This is a genomic window from Neorhizobium sp. DAR64872/K0K18, from assembly GCF_050500175.1.
Lineage (GTDB): Bacteria > Pseudomonadota > Alphaproteobacteria > Rhizobiales > Rhizobiaceae > Neorhizobium > Neorhizobium soli.
Window position 1 is genome coordinate 1,117,501 of the sequence record NZ_CP191445.1, and the last position, 15,416, is coordinate 1,132,916.

The following is a 15,416-nucleotide window of genomic DNA, read 5'->3' on the forward strand; positions in this document are numbered from 1 at the left end:
GAAGCGTGACCCCTTTTTACGCAAGTGGAAAGGGGTGGCACAGACCAGGGGGTAGCGACTGTTTATCAAAAACACAGGGCTCTGCGAAGTCGAAAGACGACGTATAGGGCCTGACGCCTGCCCGGTGCTGGAAGGTTAAAGGGAGAGGTGCAAGCTTTGAACTGAAGCCCCAGTAAACGGCGGCCGTAACTATAACGGTCCTAAGGTAGCGAAATTCCTTGTCGGGTAAGTTCCGACCTGCACGAATGGCGTAACGACTTCCCCGCTGTCTCCAACATAGACTCAGTGAAATTGAATTCCCCGTGAAGATGCGGGGTTCCTGCGGTTAGACGGAAAGACCCCGTGCACCTTTACTATAGCTTTACACTGGCATTCGTGTCGGCATGTGTAGGATAGGTGGTAGGCTTTGAAGCGGGGACGCCAGTTCTCGTGGAGCCATCCTTGAAATACCACCCTTATCGTCATGGATGTCTAACCGCGGTCCGTTATCCGGATCCGGGACAGTGTATGGTGGGTAGTTTGACTGGGGCGGTCGCCTCCGAAAGAGTAACGGAGGCGCGCGATGGTGGGCTCAGACCGGTCGGAAATCGGTCGTCGAGTGCAATGGCATAAGCCCGCCTGACTGCGAGACTGACAAGTCGAGCAGAGACGAAAGTCGGTCATAGTGATCCGGTGGTCCCGCGTGGAAGGGCCATCGCTCAACGGATAAAAGGTACGCCGGGGATAACAGGCTGATGACCCCCAAGAGTCCATATCGACGGGGTTGTTTGGCACCTCGATGTCGGCTCATCGCATCCTGGGGCTGGAGCAGGTCCCAAGGGTTTGGCTGTTCGCCAATTAAAGCGGTACGTGAGCTGGGTTCAGAACGTCGTGAGACAGTTCGGTCCCTATCTGCCGTGGGTGTAGGAATATTGACAGGATCTGTCCCTAGTACGAGAGGACCGGGATGGACATATCTCTGGTGGACCTGTTGTCGTGCCAACGGCATAGCAGGGTAGCTATATATGGAAGGGATAACCGCTGAAGGCATCTAAGCGGGAAACCCACCTGAAAACGAGTATTCCCTATCAGGGCCGTGGAAGACGACCACGTTGATAGGAGGCGTGTGGACGTGCAGTAATGCATGAAGCTTAGCCTTACTAATAGCCCGATTGGCTTCATCGTTCTCATTGACTATGCTCATCAAGGTGCTGCGCACCTCGATGATGACATCTGTTTTGTCCTGACGCGTGAAAAACGCTCCGGACGGGCCGCCGAACGTTCGGCGACGGCCTCTGGCCTTGCGGAGCTACGCTCCGACAAACCAGACGGCAAACAAAGACGTGTTCAATTAAGACAAAACGGGGGTTCGCCCCCGCCAGCTTCTCGATAAAGCGTTGCAATGGTCGCCCATTGCCACGCATACATTGCCCTTAATCGACCTGGTGGTCATTGCGGGGTGGCTGCACCCGTTCCCTTTCCGAACACGGCCGTGAAACACCCCTGCGCCAATGGTACTCCGTCTTAAGACGCGGGAGAGTAGGTCGCTGCCAGGTCTATTAAAGGCAATGCCATCCATGAGGATGGACCAAACAATCTTCTCACACATAACAAACCGGCCCCTGGCCAGACCAAGGGCCGCTCCCAAAGCGGCCTTTTGTCGTTGCTGGGGTTGAAAACAATTACGGGATGTTCGGGCTATCGCCGGTGCGTCCCTGACAGGAGACAAATCTCAAAGGATTTGCTCCGGAACTACGCATCACGGCATGGCCGTGACGTAGACGCGAAATTTGGCAACGCCAAATTCGCTTGGCGCGGGGTGGAGCAGCCCGGTAGCTCGTCAGGCTCATAACCTGAAGGCCGCAGGTTCAAATCCTGCCCCCGCAACCAAATCATCATTATTGAAAAACACCCGTAGCGAAAGCTGCGGGTGTTTTGCGTCGGGGATTACTTTACTTGCGAGGCTGGAGCGAAGTCTCCAGCCGTAACCCGCACTTGTGATCCTGTGCACCGAGCCGTCAGACAATGCCGAGTGCCTTCACCTACGAGGCAGGCGTTGTTGGCTTCATGTCCAGGAGTTCGGGGCCCCCCTTTCCCAAAAACCTTGCGGCCGCAACGCTGCAGGGCATTGCCGATGTTGTCCCAGTCTTGCCGGCGCATCTCGGCTTCCGTGAGGACCGCTCCAGCCGCCCGGACGGTCGAGGCTGCGCTCGGGGTGCGGGAGCGTCCGCGAAGGCAAAATCAATGCGGCTCTGCTGTGACAAAATGGAGGCCCGTTCGAGCACGTTCTAAAACTCGCGGACATTGCCTGGCCAGGCATATCGCTGCAGGGTCTGGAGGTTAGCGTTCGACAGCGCCAACTCGCGCCGGTGGGCGACGCTCTGCCGTCCCATAAAACGCTGGGCGATGAGGGGAATGTCTTCCCTCAGGTCCCGCAGAGGCACCGACTCGATTGGGAGCACCGCCAGACGGAAGAAGAAGTCCACCCGAAACTCCGGGTTCTGCACGGCCTGCTTCAGATCGAGATAGGCGGCTACGCTAATCCGGAGAATGCCCAGATCGATCTCGACGGTACTGTTCGCAATGATGCCAGACATCAGATGGGCGGCCAGTTCCGCGAGGACGGCCGCGACTAATTCGTGCTGCCATCATGCGTCGACTGTAGATGTCGCGACGTGGGATAACGCGTCCGTCATGCCTTGTTGGCAGCAAAGAACACGGTTTGGATAAAACCCATCAGTCGGGAAGTCAGCCGTCAAGGTGCCGCTAATACGTTATCTGGGAGATATACACTTCGACTGGACGCCGCCTTCGCCGATGTGGACATCGTTGACTGCATCGTAGCTCAGCCGATACCGGGCGGCGCACCATGTAATATGTCGGACTTCGCTCGGCGACAGCTTGGAGGAATTCGCGGTCGCCAAACCTTGTCCATTCTCGGCATATGCCGAGGCCGAGTTCCCACCGAAAGCTTCTGCGTTCGCCTGGGGCTCGGGGAACTGAAACGCATTGGCAGGGGCCACGAAAGCGGCAAACATGAGACCGCTGAAGGAGACGATGGAGGCGAGCTTGGCGACGTTGCGCATCTGAGAACCGATCTTCTATTCACTTGAAGAACGGATGTTGCGCGATTTTAGTTCCTTTCGTCGGTGCTGCGGGCTTCTCAAGAGAATTTCGGGAACCAGAAAGCGGGATCAGACGGTGGAAATTGAGAACACAAGTCTCGCTCAGGAAGAACCATCCACGAGGTCCTTGGGGCGGTCGAGCCACACTGCCGCGCCCTCGACGACCTTCGATCGTGGTTGCACCTGCTTGAAGTCGATCACCCGCTTACTGCCCGACGGCGTGATCACCGCGAAATGGTCGTTCACATGCGACTTCCAGCAAACGGGTAATCATCAGACCACTCCCACCTATCGCAAGTCGCAGCCTCGCCCGCACCAGCAGATAAGCAGACAGGATTAGCGCGCAGGCAGCATGGCTCGGCCGGCATTTCTAATTGTGAGCGCTGAGTCCGCCATGGGTGCGATAAGGCCGCTTGCGATCGCTGAAGCGAGGGCCTCTGTGAATTCGGCACCTTCGAGGCCGTGCTTCTTCGAAAAGTTTTGCACAGCACCGCGTGTCGAAGTCGGTGATACGCCAAACTTGTTATTCTTGAAAGCGTTGAGGATGATTTGGTTTGTTTCGTCCAGGGTCATGATCATTCCTATGTGATGCAACGTGCTACCAGCAACCGGATCACCTTCATAGCGCCTAAACCGTCGAGCGTGTCCTTTCGTGCTCAAAGCGAGAGATTGATCGCAGGAGGCGTGTGTATGACATTGGTCTATCGCAAACTCATTTTCCGCCATCCTGCCTTTCCCTCCGTCGGTTAACACCATCTTCCTCAATGTCGCGCGATACGGTCGGGTCAAAACGGCGAATTACCGGTTGCCTCCTTCTGAAAAGCTGGGAAGCAATCTCTCGCATCGGCCGATCGTCTAAGAGCTCCTGGCTTTCATGAAATCGATGAATGCTCGAACAGATGCGGCCATGTGAGAGCGTTCGGAGTAGTAGAGATAGAATCCGGGGAAAAGCTTGCAAGCCGGTTCGAGCACTCGCTTGAGTTCGTTGGTTTTCAAATAGGGTTCCACCAGGTCCTCGATGAGGTAAGCCAGTCCAAGTCCCTCGCGAGCTGCTGAAAGGAGTAGCTCCGTATCGTTGACAGTAACGACGTTCTCGACATTAACATCGAGGACGCCATCTGCACCTTCGAACCGCCATGGGTACAGGGCTCCCGTGCTTTTCCACTTGTAAGTGAGGCAGAGGTGGTCCTTGAGGTCGGCTGGCGCCTGAGGCGGCGGCCGATTAGCAAAATAAGAGGGTGCGCCCACAACCGCCATACGCAGATCGGGCGTGATCCGCACAGCGATCATATCCCGGCTGATCTGCCCGCCAATCCGAACGCCCGCGTCAAAACCTTCCGCAACGACATCCGTGATATCGTTGTCTATCACCAGATCAAGGCGGACCTCAGGATAGGCAAGACGGAACTGGCGCAGTCTTGGCAGAACCGCAATCTGCGCGGCAATGCTCGGCAGATTGACACGAACCACGCCCTTCGGCTCACTCTGGTAGGCTCCGACGGCCGAGACGGCGTCATCCATCCCTATCATCATCGGCTTGATGCGATCGTAGAGCACGCTTCCCGCTTCCGTCAGCCCGACACTGCGGGTGGTTCGATTGAGGAGGCGTATCCCGAGACGGCTCTCTAACGCGCGGACGATGCGGCTCAAAGCAGAAGGCGATATCGCCAGCCGTTTTGCAGCACGGCCGAACAGGGTGCACGGACCGATGAACTATCGGGTCGCAGTCGTCTTCCGAAACGAGCGGAGATGCGACGATGAAGCGCTGGGAAATTGACGCGGTTGGCAGGCAGCACCTGAAACTGAACGATGTCGAAGTGCCGAAACCTGGTCCGAAAGAGGTCTTGATAAAAGTGAACGCGGTCGCGCTGAATTACCGCGACAAGATGGTTGTCGAGACAGGACGAGGACTTCCTCTCACCTTCCCTTTCACGCCGGGCTCGGACCTCGCCGGAGAAGTCGTCGGTCTCGGACAGGGCGCTTCCCGATTGAGGTTGGGCTCGAACGTCATCTCGACGGCAACGCCGGACTGGATCGACGGTCTGCGCGACGGCACTGCCCGAACGCCCGCCTATCAGACCTTAGGTGGCTTTTATCCGGGTGTGCTGGCTGAATACGTCGCGATGCCAGAAGACTGGTTTGTCGTGGCACCTGAGACACTCACCGCCCGGCAGGCTTGTACACTCCCAGTCGCTGGTCTTACGGCCTGGTTTGCGCTCGTCGAGCGGGCGGGCGTTCGAGCTGGCGATACGGTGCTCATCCCCAGCACCGGCGGCGTTGCTCTGTTCGGACTGCAGATCGCAAAAGCTCACGGTGCAAGGGTGATCGTTTGTGGTCGACCTGAACACGAAGACTACGTGAAGGCCCAGGGCGCGGACCATTTCATCGACGCAAGCACCGACTGGATGGAAACGGTTTACCAGTTGACGACGGATCGGGGCGTGGACGTCGCCCTGGAGGTTATTGGCGGCAAGCATTTCGGCAAATCCATCCAGGTCACGACGGTGGGCGGTCATGTCTGTCAGATCGGCGCGCTCGACGGTTGGGACATCAGTTCCGCAGCTATGCCGCTGATGCTCAAGGACATAACAGTTCATGGTATTGGAACTGGGAGCAGGACGGCGCTAGAAAGGTTCGTTAGAGCGATCGATCAGACGCGTATCGTCCCTGTTGTGAACTCCTGCTATTCTCTGGCCGATCTTCCAGCGGCCTTCGACCATTTGGATCGAGGAGCATTTGGGAAAATCGTCATCGACGTAGCCGAATAGAAGATGCCGCAGTCAGCAGTCGGATCACCTGTATCAATGCCTCAAAAACCGATCGTAGCGGCACGCCGCTACGATCGCCGGTAGACGCTTCGGGCCGCATGCGGGAATAATTTCCGCACCGCGCCCCGCCAATCGGTCATTCGCGACCTTGGACCTAAATCCCGTAACCAGTCGTTCGCTGCGCATTCGATGACAAGCCGCCAATAGCTTTGTGAAACACTCGTCTCAGCTTCTGAAACGGGGAGACTACGCTGTCGGATCCAGTGAAGGGTTCAAATCTTGATCCCTCGAGCCGACTGGATTTGTAATGCTGTTTGATTTGCATTTGATTGCTGCTGACTTTCGATGAGTTGGCTGGCATCCCTATCGCTCATGGGCAGTCCGAACAGGTATCCCTTGATCAGACGCGGCTTGAGGGCAGCAAGAACAGCCATCTCCTATTGGGTGTCGACGCCTTCGAGCACGCACCGCAAAATCAGCTTTGAGCATAGGGCAATGATGCCGGCGACGATTTCCCGCGATGTGATGCTATGGGTAGCGAAACTCCGGTTAGGAGCGGTTTGATGTACCAAATGGTCCGACGTTTTCTTGGTTCTTTGTCCCACACAGGCACGTTCATCGCGCTTGTTTTCTTTGCTGCCTCTCTCACTCCAAGTCTCTTGCCTCGGTCTTACCTGGTGCAAGGAGCGCTTTCGGGCGTCTGCGCCGCCGTGGGCTATATGGCGGGCGTGGCAGTGGCTTGGCTTTGGCGCTACCTGGAACTTCCTCGCGCCTCGAGCAGGGAACGACCTCTGAAGGTCGCATTCCTCATCGCTGCCATTGCCATCCTGGGTGTTTTTCTCTGGCACGCGGTCGAATGGCAAAATTCCATTCGCTTGCTTTGGGGCATGGATGCGCTCGATAGCGCTGAACCTTTGAAACTGGCTGCCGTTGCCATCCTCGCCTTCGCCGTGCTGCTCTTTACAGGACGTGTCTTTCAGCTTGCGGCTCGCGGTCTTTCGGGGTGGATCAACAGGTACGTTCCTCGACGGGTGGCGAACGCCCTTGGCGTAACACTGGCCGCCCTGTTGTTCTGGACTGCCGGGCAGGGGCTGCTGCTGCGATGGGCGCTGGACGCAACGGATGCCTCGTTCCAGAAAGTGGACGCGCTGATTGACGACGACACTCCTGAACCGACCGACCAGGCGAAAACCGGGAGCGCATCTTCACTGGTGTCGTGGGAGGGCCTTGGACTGCAGGGGCGCCGTTTTGTCAGCTCTGGCCCCACTGCGCCCGACGTCGGCGCGTTCTGGCAGCAGACAGCCGAGGAGCCGATCCGCGCCTATGTCGGGCTCAACAACGGCCATACGGTGGAAGCAAGAGCCGCGCTCGCCCTGAGAGAGCTTCAGCGACAGGGAGGTTTCGATCGGTCGATCCTCGTCATTATCGTCCCGACAGGAACCGGATGGGTTGATCCAGCCGCCATGGACACGCTCGAGTTTCTTCACCGCGGCGATGTGGCCAGCGTCGCGCTCCAATATTCCTATCTTGCGAGCTGGTTGTCTTTGATGGTGGAGCCGGACAATGGTCAGGCTGCGGCGAGGGCATTGTTCACCGAAGTCTACAGCCACTGGAAAATGCTTCCGCGTGAACGGCGGCCGAAGCTCTATCTGTATGGCTTGAGCCTCGGTGCGCTCAATTCGCAGCTATCGACGGACATCTATGATGTTGTGGCCGATCCGTTCCAGGGAGCACTTTGGACCGGTCCCCCATTCCGCAGTCAAAGATGGCGCACAATCACAGATCAGCGGCAAGACCTTTCGCCTGCGTGGCTTCCCAGGTTTCGCGATGGTTCCTTGGTGCGCTTTGCGAACCAAGCATCCCCTCCTGTCCAGTTTGATGCGTCCTGGGGACCGATACGGTTTGTCTACTTGCAATATGCCAGTGACCCGATCGTCTTTTTTGAAACTGCTTCGTTGTTCAAGGAGCCGGATTGGATGAAGGGGGAAAGAGGCCCGGATGTCTCGCCGCGGCTCAGGTGGTTTCCCGTGGTGACCATGCTGCAACTGACATTTGACATGGCGATCGGCACAACATCGCCAATGGGGTTTGGCCACGTCTATGCACCGGAGGACTACATCGACAGTTGGATCGCATTGACCGATCCGCCCAATATGGATCACTCGGTGGTCGAGCAACTCAAGGCGCGGTTTGCCAAGTGACCGATTTCGGCGTGATCCAATAATCTCCGTGGGAGGGGACGGCCAGAGGACGAACTGACCTACGCAGCAATGTTCTTGTTCAACTGCCCATCCTTCATGATCACAAGGAAGTTTTTCGCCGGGTCCTCGATTAGGGCGATGTCCGCAATCGGGTCGCCGTCGACCAGCAGTAAGTCGGCGAGTGCGCCTTCCTGAACCACGCCCAGCTTCCCTTCGTAAGGGCTCCGAAGGCCGGAGAGCGCGAGTAGCTGGCCATTGTCCCCCGTCGCCATCTTCAGGATTTCGGCAGGCTTGTACCAGCGGGTGAGTTTTGTGAGTTGTGCACCCTGCCGCGCGGCTGCCTTATCATCGAACAGCGTGTCGGTACCCCAGGCCGTCTTGACCTTGTGCTTCTTGGCAAGCGCGTAGGCGGCGTCGGTGCCGGAAAACATCTGCAGTTGCTTGCGTCTGTTTGGCGACCCCTCGGCAAAGGGCGTTGCGTCCTGATCGTCCAGAAAGGGCTGTAGGCACCACCAGATACCTTTTTCCGCGAGCAGGGCCACCGTCTCGTCGTCGAGCAGGTTGCCATGCTCTATGCACCGAACGCCAGCGGCGACCGCCTGGGCGACTGCTTTTGGCGTATAGGCATGAACCGTCGCGTAGGTCCCCCAGTTCTCCGAAGCGCCGACGCCCGCTTCCATTTCCTCAAGCGTGAACTGCGTCACATCGAGCGGGTCGAACGCGGATGACACGCCTCCACCCGCCATGATCTTGATCTGCGACGCGCCGAGTGCCAGTTGTTCGCGGGCGCGCTTTCGGACCGTGCCGGGATCGTCGGCAATGGCCGAGCCGCCCACACGCTCACTGTAGGTGAAATCGTCCGGCCGCGCGGGGAGGTCGATCGGAAGCCTGAAGTCGCCGTGGCCACCCGTTTGCGAAATGAACGCACCCGATGGCCAGATCCTGGGCCCGGGAACGAGCCCGGCATCGATGCCGCGCTTCAACCCGAAGCAGGGGCCGCCCATATCGCGAATTGTGGTGAACCCCCTCATCAAGGTGTCGTTGGCCGCCTTCACTGCCGCGACATTGATGAAGCCGATATCAGACGTCAGGACGGCCAATTGGGGAACCGTCGCAAACATGATGTGGGTATGCGCGTCGATCATGCCCGGCATCAGCGTTCGCCCGCCGCCCGCTATTCGCGTGACGGAAAGGTCGGCTGGAATCTGGATCGGTGACGGTGAAATCGACGTTATCCGGTTTCCGATCACCAGCACATTGGATGGATTGGACAATGTTTCCGACATACCGTCGAATATGCGCACATTTTCGAACAACACGGCTTTTGTCGGCGTTGCTTGAGCCTGCACGGCGCTCGGCAGACCCGCCAGCCCGAACCCCGCCAGCATCGCAGCGGCGCCGACGAAAAATCCGCGGCGCCGGAGATCGGCATTCATTCGGTGCGTGAGCGTCTGCAATACGGGATCGCAACATTTGCACGGCAGGTCGCTGGTGAGATGATCGTACTTGGTGCCAAACCGAAATCTCATGCTTCCCCCCTCCGCGAGCATCACGACACAAGCATACGCCCGCATTCAGTTTTCCACGAAAAGTCGAAATAGGTTACGCGTGAATAACCACTGCTTGCAAGCAAAAACTATAGTGATATCGTGGAAGTACGCACAGGTTCCGATGGGAGAAACCTATGTTTTACAACATCGTTCTCGCGGCCGGACTTACGCTCGCATTGTCGCTTCCGGCATCCGCCGAAGATCAGGCGACTGATCTACTTGCTGACCGTGAATGGAGCATCATCGTCAGTCCCTATGTCTGGGCTGCGTCCCTGGATGGCGATGCGTCGCTGGCAGGTTTGGATAGCAATGTCGATATTCCGTTTTCGGATATTTTCAAACACCTCGATCTTGCGGCCATGGGCAATGTCGAAGTGACGAACGGACTTTTCGGCTTCTACTTTGATGGACAGTACGTTCAGACGAGCCAGGACGAGGATCTCGCCGACTTCGAGGTCGGCTTGAAGATCAAGACGACTATTCTGGCAGCCGGCGCTTACTACCGCGTCTACGACCTCGCACTTGGGGGCGACACGGTGTTTGGTGAACCGAGGCATTTCACCGTCGAGCCTACGGTCGGCATCCGTTGGACAAAACTCGAAGCGCATGCTGATGCAGGCTTCACCTCGGCAAACAAGTCTGCGGACTGGCTTGACCCGTTCGTGGGCATGCGTCTGAGCACAGACCTTTCCGACCGGTGGAACCTGGCCGGCGAAGCCGACATTGGCGGGTTCGATATTGGTTCGAAGCTCGCAGTAAATGCCCAGGCCTATCTCGGATACCGGACCTACATGTTCAATCATCCAACGATTTTGCGCGTTGGGTATCGTGTGCTTTCGCAAGACTACGAAACGGACGATTTCACCGGAAACAAATTTCGCTGGGACGTTACCCAGCATGGCCCGGTATTGGGCTTTTCCATGCGTTTCTGACGGTGTCTCGATCCCAGTGATCTGCGTCTGAGATCAAGTCAGCGAGGACGTCTGGATGTCCAACAGACAGCGTGCGATCCCGAAATGGACGTGGATAGCGCCAGCGCGGGCATCCGCTTCTGGCGCTGACGGTCCAGCGATGTTCTCGTGGAGCGCTGTTCCGACTTCAACCTCGGCCGTGGTCCTCGGGAGTTAGGCTTCGCTGGTGGCTGCTTTCTGCGAGAGAAGTCCCTATAGCTGATAGTCTTCTCACGGCCCATTCCGTCCGTTCCGGAGCTCAGTCGTTGCCCAACTAAAGAACAACAATGCCTCAAAGTTAGTGAACTCCGGGGTAGCCGGTCCGATTCCGTTCAAGGTGGTCGATTTTACAAGTCACGGTGCACTCGGGCCCCGCAACCAAACCATCTCAAAACACCCGTAGCGATAAGCTGCGGGTGTTTTGCGTTCGTGGCCGACCCAAACCGCATCGACAGCCGATACGTCGCGTCTGCCAGAGACGGAAGGCGACGGGTGGGCTCCGATTTGCTGGCCTTCCCCTCAGTCAATCCTGACAACTCCTCGAGCGACGCTTGTGTTGGTAGCCCTCTGCCACGGCCGCAGACGTCGCTGGACGGGTGCAGGTTTCAGCGTTCAAAAGATATTCCAAGGCCGCGTTACCTTTTTCAGGTTTGACCTGAGACCCAACGCCCTCCATTTCTGAAGAGTCTTGAGTTCTTAATCTGGCCTCATGCGGCCTGTTTTCCCCATAGCCATTATCATCGCGAACTGTTGTGGATCTCGGCTTCTTCAATGATCCAGCGTCAGCTTTCCATCGCGCAGATGACGGCAGTCGGCGAGCAGCGTCTACACCGCTGCGATGGCATCACCTCCATAGTCCTGCAGGATCTCGGCCAACGAAAAAAGCGGCGTCACGAGGCGTCTCGCCGGAGATGGGATCTGCGGACATAGGCTACCCTTCGCGCCGTAGTCTTGTCCCGCTAGGAGGCGGTTGAACCAGCGAGGATCACATCGACGCAAGCCGCAGCCAATGCCGTAGCCATTTCCAGGGTGGGAGGGCTGTCAGTGACCAGCCGCGTCACCTCTGTCAGGCCCGCCACCTCGAAGACGGCCGGACGACCCAGTTTGTCATGATCGGCCAGAACGGTTACGCTCTGCGCCTGCGCAATCATGGCGCGTGCCATCTCGGTTTCCCGCAGGTCGTAGTCCATAATGGCGGTGGTGGTGATTGCACCGACGGTCAGAACGACGTGTTCGGCTTTGAAAAAGGCGGTCTGCGCGATTGCCATCGCCCCCAATGTCTCACGGCCTTCCGCGGCCACTTCGCCGCCGAGTAAATAGACTCGGTGGCGCATCTCCGCCTTTGCCAGAATCCGGGCGATCTGCGGAGAATTGGTGATCACCGTCATGTTGCGCCGCCTTGCCAGAGCCTCGGCAAAGGCGATCGTGGTCGAACCGGTGTCGATAAACAGCACCGAGCCCTCGGCGAATAGGGATGCAGCCTGACGGGCGATGGCGGCTTTTTCCGCCTTCCGTTCGTTCAAGCGCGCGTCGAACTCGTTCTCGTAGAGGGAAGCCTCCTTGAGTTTCAGGGCACGCGCGCCGCCATGAAATTTGCGGATGTGACCGCCGATGTCGAGATCGGAGAGATCCCGCCTGACCGTCTCGCGCGAGGCGCCAAAGCGTTCGGCCAGGTTCTCGACGGTGACTTCGCCGATTTCCTCGAGAACCCGAAGAATGGCCTCACGTCTGGCTGCCGGTCTCATCGTCTATCCTTTCACGGTCGCTGGCGCTTGCAGCAACTGCCGTAGCAAGGAGACCGGGTGCTGCAGCTCGATGCCGGTGACATGCCTGGTCTGACACCGGCAGGAAAAACCCGTAGCCAGGATGGCATCTACGCCCGGCACCGTCGCGGCTTTCCAGCTATGATGAAAAATCTCGTCCGACTTGGCACGATTGACAGTTTCATGCCCCCACATTCCCGCCATGCCGCAGCACCCGGTAGGAGGCATGTGAAGCGAGATGCCGAAACGATCGAAAATAGCGTGCCACTCGGCGGTGACGCCGGTACCGAGAACCCGTTCGCTGCAATGGGGCAGAAGCCGCACTGCCATTTGCGACGTCCGGGCCGGCAGCGCGGCGATCAGCGGCGCGAGCAGTTGCTGCGGCAGCGCCACGGCCGGCGTGTCATCGGGGTAATCGGTGCGATAGGAGAGTGTCACCGGCGGCTCGAGCCCCATCAGCGGCACGCCGCTTGCGGCGATAGCCTTGAGGCTGTCCTTCTGCCTTTCCGCCTGGCGCGAAAATCCGGCCAGCCGGCCGAGGACCTTCCGGGCCTTGCCCGATGGCCGATAAGGGGCCAGCCACAGTCTTTTCTGTAGATGGGTCATGACCAAGTCGAGATCCGCGACGACCTTCGGCTCGAAAAATTGCGTAAAAGCGTCAGGCACCAAAACCACGTCGATCTTCGGGTCGAGCCCAGCGATATCGGCTTGTTTCAGCCAGCGAAGCCCTCGAACCTGCTTCGGCATGCTTGGCAGCGCCGTCAGGCCGATGGCGGACATCAACGCCGCGCCAGGGCCCTCGGTCATCAGATTGAAACCCCAGCGGAATTTTGCGGCAAGCGGCAGCAGGCCTTCCAGATGGGCGAGCGCGGTGTCACGCAGGGAGCGGCGATGGCGCCGATAAAAACTGTTGAGAAACAGCGATTTGATGGAGGGTACGTCGACACGCACCGGACATTGGCTGGTACAGGCCCCGCAGCTGAGACAGCCGTCGATCGCCTGCTTGACCTCGATTTCGAACTGCGGATCGGCGCGACCCTCCGGGCCGCCTTGCCGCAACCATTCGCGCACCAGCCCGACCCGTCCCTTTGGCGAATGTCGTCGGTCGCCGGTGGCCTTGTAGGAGGGGCACATAACGTCATCGAGGGTGCGGTTGAAACAGGCACCATTGCCGTTGCAGCCGAAGGCGGAGGCATATTCGATGCGCAGATCGGCCGGCACGGTGCGGTCGTTCTGGCCGCGCAGTGCGACCTCGTCGATCCTCCACAAAGGCCCGTTGTCGGGCGTCGCGATCTTGCCGGGGTTCATCTGGTTGCGCGGATCAAAGGCCGCCTTGATCCGCTGCAGCGACGGGTAGAGCGGGCCAAAAACCTCGGGCACGAATTCGGAACGGACGCCTTTACCATGCTCGCCCCAGAGAAGGCCGCCGTGGCTGCGCGCCAGCGCCACGACGGCCTCGGTCACGCGCCGGATCAGCGGTTCCTGGGCGGGATCGGTGAGGTCGATCGCCGGGCGCACATGCAGGACGCCGGCATCGACATGGCCGAACATGCCGTAGGCCAGTCCCTCGCGATCGAGGATTGCCCGGAAACCGCCAATGAAGGGCTCGAGGTTTTCGGGCGGAACGGCGCAGTCTTCGACAAAGGGGATTGGTCGCTTGTCGCCGATGGCGCGTCCGAGCAGGCCAACGGCGGCCTTGCGCAGTCCCCATACCAGCTCGACCTCGCGGCCGTTGGCAACCGTCATTGCCAGCCGCGCGGGCAGGCCTGCAAGTTGTGTCACCAGCGCTGCAATCCGCTCGGCAAGCGTTGCCGGATCGTCGTCGGTGAATTCGACGATGTTGACCCCTTGCGCACCGGCCTGCGGAAAAAGATGTGCGACGGCGGAAAAGGTCGGCTCCTCGCGCGCCAGGCCGAGCACGCGGCTGTCGATGGTTTCGACCGACGTCGCGCCGAGCACGGCCATTTCACGCGCATCCCGAAGAGCCGACTGGAAATCGGGGTAGAAGATCAGGATCAGCGAGGCTGCCGTCGGAATGGGCAGGACATTCAGCCTCGCCTCGGCAATCAGTGCCAGCGTGCCTTCCGAACCGCAGAGGACCGCTGCCGGATCGATCGTGTCGCCCTCACGGATGTGGGCAAGGTCGTATCCCGTCAGCGACCGGTTGAGTTTCGGAAACCGCGCCTCGATCAGCTCCGCCTGGCTGGCCGAGATATCGTCAAGACAAGCGAGTATCTCGCCTGCACGGCCGCTGATCGTCGGGTCGAGCGGCGCCCGGCGGGTTTCCAGGATCTCGCCGCCAACCAGCACAGCACGCAGGTTGATGACATGGTTGGAGGTCTTGCCGTAGACGCAGGACCCCTGTCCGCAGGCATCGGTGGAGATCATGCCGCCAAGTGTCGCGCGTGACGAGGTCGACAGTTCCGGAGCAAAGAACAGGCCGAGCGGTTTCAGCGCTGCGTTCAGCTGGTCCTTGATGACCCCGGGCTCAACCCGTACCCAGCCTTGTTCGGCGTTGATTTCGAGGATCCCGGTCATGTGGCGTGAACAATCGACCACCAGGCCATTGCCAAGCGACTGGCCGTTGGTGCCCGTGCCTCCGCCGCGTGGGCGCAAAACGATGCCGTGGAAACGCGGCTCGTCGAGCAGACGTGCGATCAGCACGAGATCGTTCTCGTCCATCGGCCAGGCCACGGCATCCGGCAGAAGCTGGTAGATCGAATTGTCCGTCGCCAAAACCACACGATCCGATGCAGCGACGGTCGCGTCGCCACGGAAACCCTTCGATTTCAGGGTGTCTACGAAGGCGTTGTAATCCGCGGATTGCAGGAGGGCGGGAGACGTCACTTACGTTACCTCGGCACAAGAAATGCGATCACAGCGCCGCATGCGATCTTTCATGAGCATCTGCAAGTTGGTGCATTGGACCACCGTTCTCCGTCACTAGCACGATTAATCGACACACAAAACAACACATTCAGTCAATAAAATGACCGAACGTACAATTTATTCTCGTCAAACAGCGATGACAACGGTAAGCATGGGCGACGTTCTCGGGTGACCGCCACCCGACGGTGTGC

General features: G+C 58.8%; 11 protein-coding genes, 1 tRNA gene and 2 rRNA genes (1 of these 14 running past the window's edge). 6 read left to right on the plus strand and 8 right to left on the minus strand.

What is annotated here, in order from left to right; genetic code table 11:
- The 3 genes from ACQY1P_RS04930 to ACQY1P_RS04940 form a co-directional block, all read left to right on the plus strand.
- Positions 1-1,164 (plus strand): 23S ribosomal RNA (locus tag ACQY1P_RS04930); it begins 1,801 nt to the left of the window's first position.
- 256 nt (positions 1,165-1,420) lie between these two features.
- Positions 1,421-1,535, plus strand: a 5S ribosomal RNA gene (gene rrf, locus ACQY1P_RS04935).
- Positions 1,536-1,792: 257 nt separating this feature from the next.
- Positions 1,793-1,869: transfer RNA gene (locus ACQY1P_RS04940), tRNA-Met, on the plus strand.
- 398 nt (positions 1,870-2,267) lie between these two features.
- On the opposite strand, the gene ACQY1P_RS04945 is transcribed toward ACQY1P_RS04940, so the two are convergent.
- From ACQY1P_RS04945 to ACQY1P_RS04965, 5 genes are all read right to left on the minus strand, one after another.
- Complete coding sequence (locus tag ACQY1P_RS04945; protein ID WP_430253237.1) at positions 2,268-2,576, minus strand: hypothetical protein; 309 nt, start codon at positions 2,574-2,576, stop codon at positions 2,268-2,270.
- A gap of 177 nt (positions 2,577-2,753) precedes the next feature.
- The gene (locus ACQY1P_RS04950) at positions 2,754-3,065 is read right to left on the minus strand and encodes a hypothetical protein (RefSeq protein ID WP_430253239.1); all 312 of its coding nucleotides are present in this window, start codon (positions 3,063-3,065) and stop codon (positions 2,754-2,756) included.
- 141 nt (positions 3,066-3,206) lie between these two features.
- Positions 3,207-3,350, minus strand: a complete 144-nt coding sequence (locus ACQY1P_RS04955) for a hypothetical protein (protein WP_430253240.1) — start codon at positions 3,348-3,350, stop codon at positions 3,207-3,209.
- A 90-nt stretch (positions 3,351-3,440) separates the two neighbouring features.
- Entirely contained in the window at positions 3,441-3,677 is a 237-nt protein-coding gene (locus ACQY1P_RS04960; protein WP_430253242.1) for a hypothetical protein, read from the minus strand.
- Between the two features lie 282 nt (positions 3,678-3,959).
- Positions 3,960-4,814 carry a LysR substrate-binding domain-containing protein gene (locus tag ACQY1P_RS04965; RefSeq protein ID WP_430253927.1) on the minus strand — a complete coding sequence of 285 codons (855 nt, stop codon included), beginning with the start codon at positions 4,812-4,814 and terminating at the stop codon, positions 3,960-3,962.
- Positions 4,815-4,861: 47 nt separating this feature from the next.
- Between ACQY1P_RS04965 and ACQY1P_RS04970 the strand changes: the two genes are divergently transcribed.
- Both ACQY1P_RS04970 and ACQY1P_RS04975 read left to right on the plus strand, forming a co-directional pair.
- Positions 4,862-5,872, plus strand: coding sequence for a zinc-dependent alcohol dehydrogenase family protein (locus tag ACQY1P_RS04970; RefSeq protein WP_430253244.1), 1,011 nt, complete (start codon positions 4,862-4,864; stop codon positions 5,870-5,872).
- A gap of 563 nt (positions 5,873-6,435) precedes the next feature.
- On the plus strand, positions 6,436-8,073 hold the full coding sequence (locus ACQY1P_RS04975) for an alpha/beta hydrolase (protein ID WP_430253246.1): 1,638 nt from the start codon (positions 6,436-6,438) through the stop codon (positions 8,071-8,073).
- Positions 8,074-8,132: 59 nt separating this feature from the next.
- On the opposite strand, the gene ACQY1P_RS04980 is transcribed toward ACQY1P_RS04975, so the two are convergent.
- Entirely contained in the window at positions 8,133-9,602 is a 1,470-nt protein-coding gene (locus ACQY1P_RS04980; protein ID WP_209899970.1) for a metal-dependent hydrolase family protein, read from the minus strand.
- Positions 9,603-9,757: 155 nt separating this feature from the next.
- Between ACQY1P_RS04980 and ACQY1P_RS04985 the strand changes: the two genes are divergently transcribed.
- Entirely contained in the window at positions 9,758-10,555 is a 798-nt protein-coding gene (locus ACQY1P_RS04985) for a hypothetical protein (protein ID WP_062463101.1), read from the plus strand.
- 977 nt (positions 10,556-11,532) lie between these two features.
- Here ACQY1P_RS04985 and ACQY1P_RS04990 read toward each other — a convergent pair.
- Both ACQY1P_RS04990 and ACQY1P_RS04995 read right to left on the minus strand, forming a co-directional pair.
- A complete protein-coding gene (locus ACQY1P_RS04990) occupies positions 11,533-12,318 on the minus strand; it encodes a DeoR/GlpR family DNA-binding transcription regulator (protein WP_430253248.1) in 786 nt (261 codons plus the stop codon).
- Between the two features lie 3 nt (positions 12,319-12,321).
- Entirely contained in the window at positions 12,322-15,183 is a 2,862-nt protein-coding gene (locus ACQY1P_RS04995) for an FAD-binding and (Fe-S)-binding domain-containing protein (protein WP_430253250.1), read from the minus strand.
- Positions 15,184-15,416 lie beyond the last annotated feature (233 nt).

What these genes read in the sequence shown, in the direction of transcription:
- ACQY1P_RS04945 (WP_430253237.1), bottom strand. Translation starts at nt 2,576, where the DNA reads ATGTCTGGCATCATTGCGAACAGTACCGTCGAGATCGATCTGGGCATT.
- ACQY1P_RS04950 (WP_430253239.1), bottom strand. Translation starts at nt 3,065, where the DNA reads ATGCGCAACGTCGCCAAGCTCGCCTCCATCGTCTCCTTCAGCGGTCTC.
- ACQY1P_RS04960 (WP_430253242.1), bottom strand. Translation starts at nt 3,677, where the DNA reads ATGACCCTGGACGAAACAAACCAAATCATCCTCAACGCTTTCAAGAAT.
- ACQY1P_RS04970 (WP_430253244.1), top strand. Translation starts at nt 4,862, where the DNA reads ATGAAGCGCTGGGAAATTGACGCGGTTGGCAGGCAGCACCTGAAACTG.
- ACQY1P_RS04975 (WP_430253246.1), top strand. Translation starts at nt 6,436, where the DNA reads ATGTACCAAATGGTCCGACGTTTTCTTGGTTCTTTGTCCCACACAGGC.
- ACQY1P_RS04980 (WP_209899970.1), bottom strand. Translation starts at nt 9,602, where the DNA reads ATGAGATTTCGGTTTGGCACCAAGTACGATCATCTCACCAGCGACCTG.
- ACQY1P_RS04985 (WP_062463101.1), top strand. Translation starts at nt 9,758, where the DNA reads ATGTTTTACAACATCGTTCTCGCGGCCGGACTTACGCTCGCATTGTCG.
- ACQY1P_RS04990 (WP_430253248.1), bottom strand. Translation starts at nt 12,318, where the DNA reads ATGAGACCGGCAGCCAGACGTGAGGCCATTCTTCGGGTTCTCGAGGAA.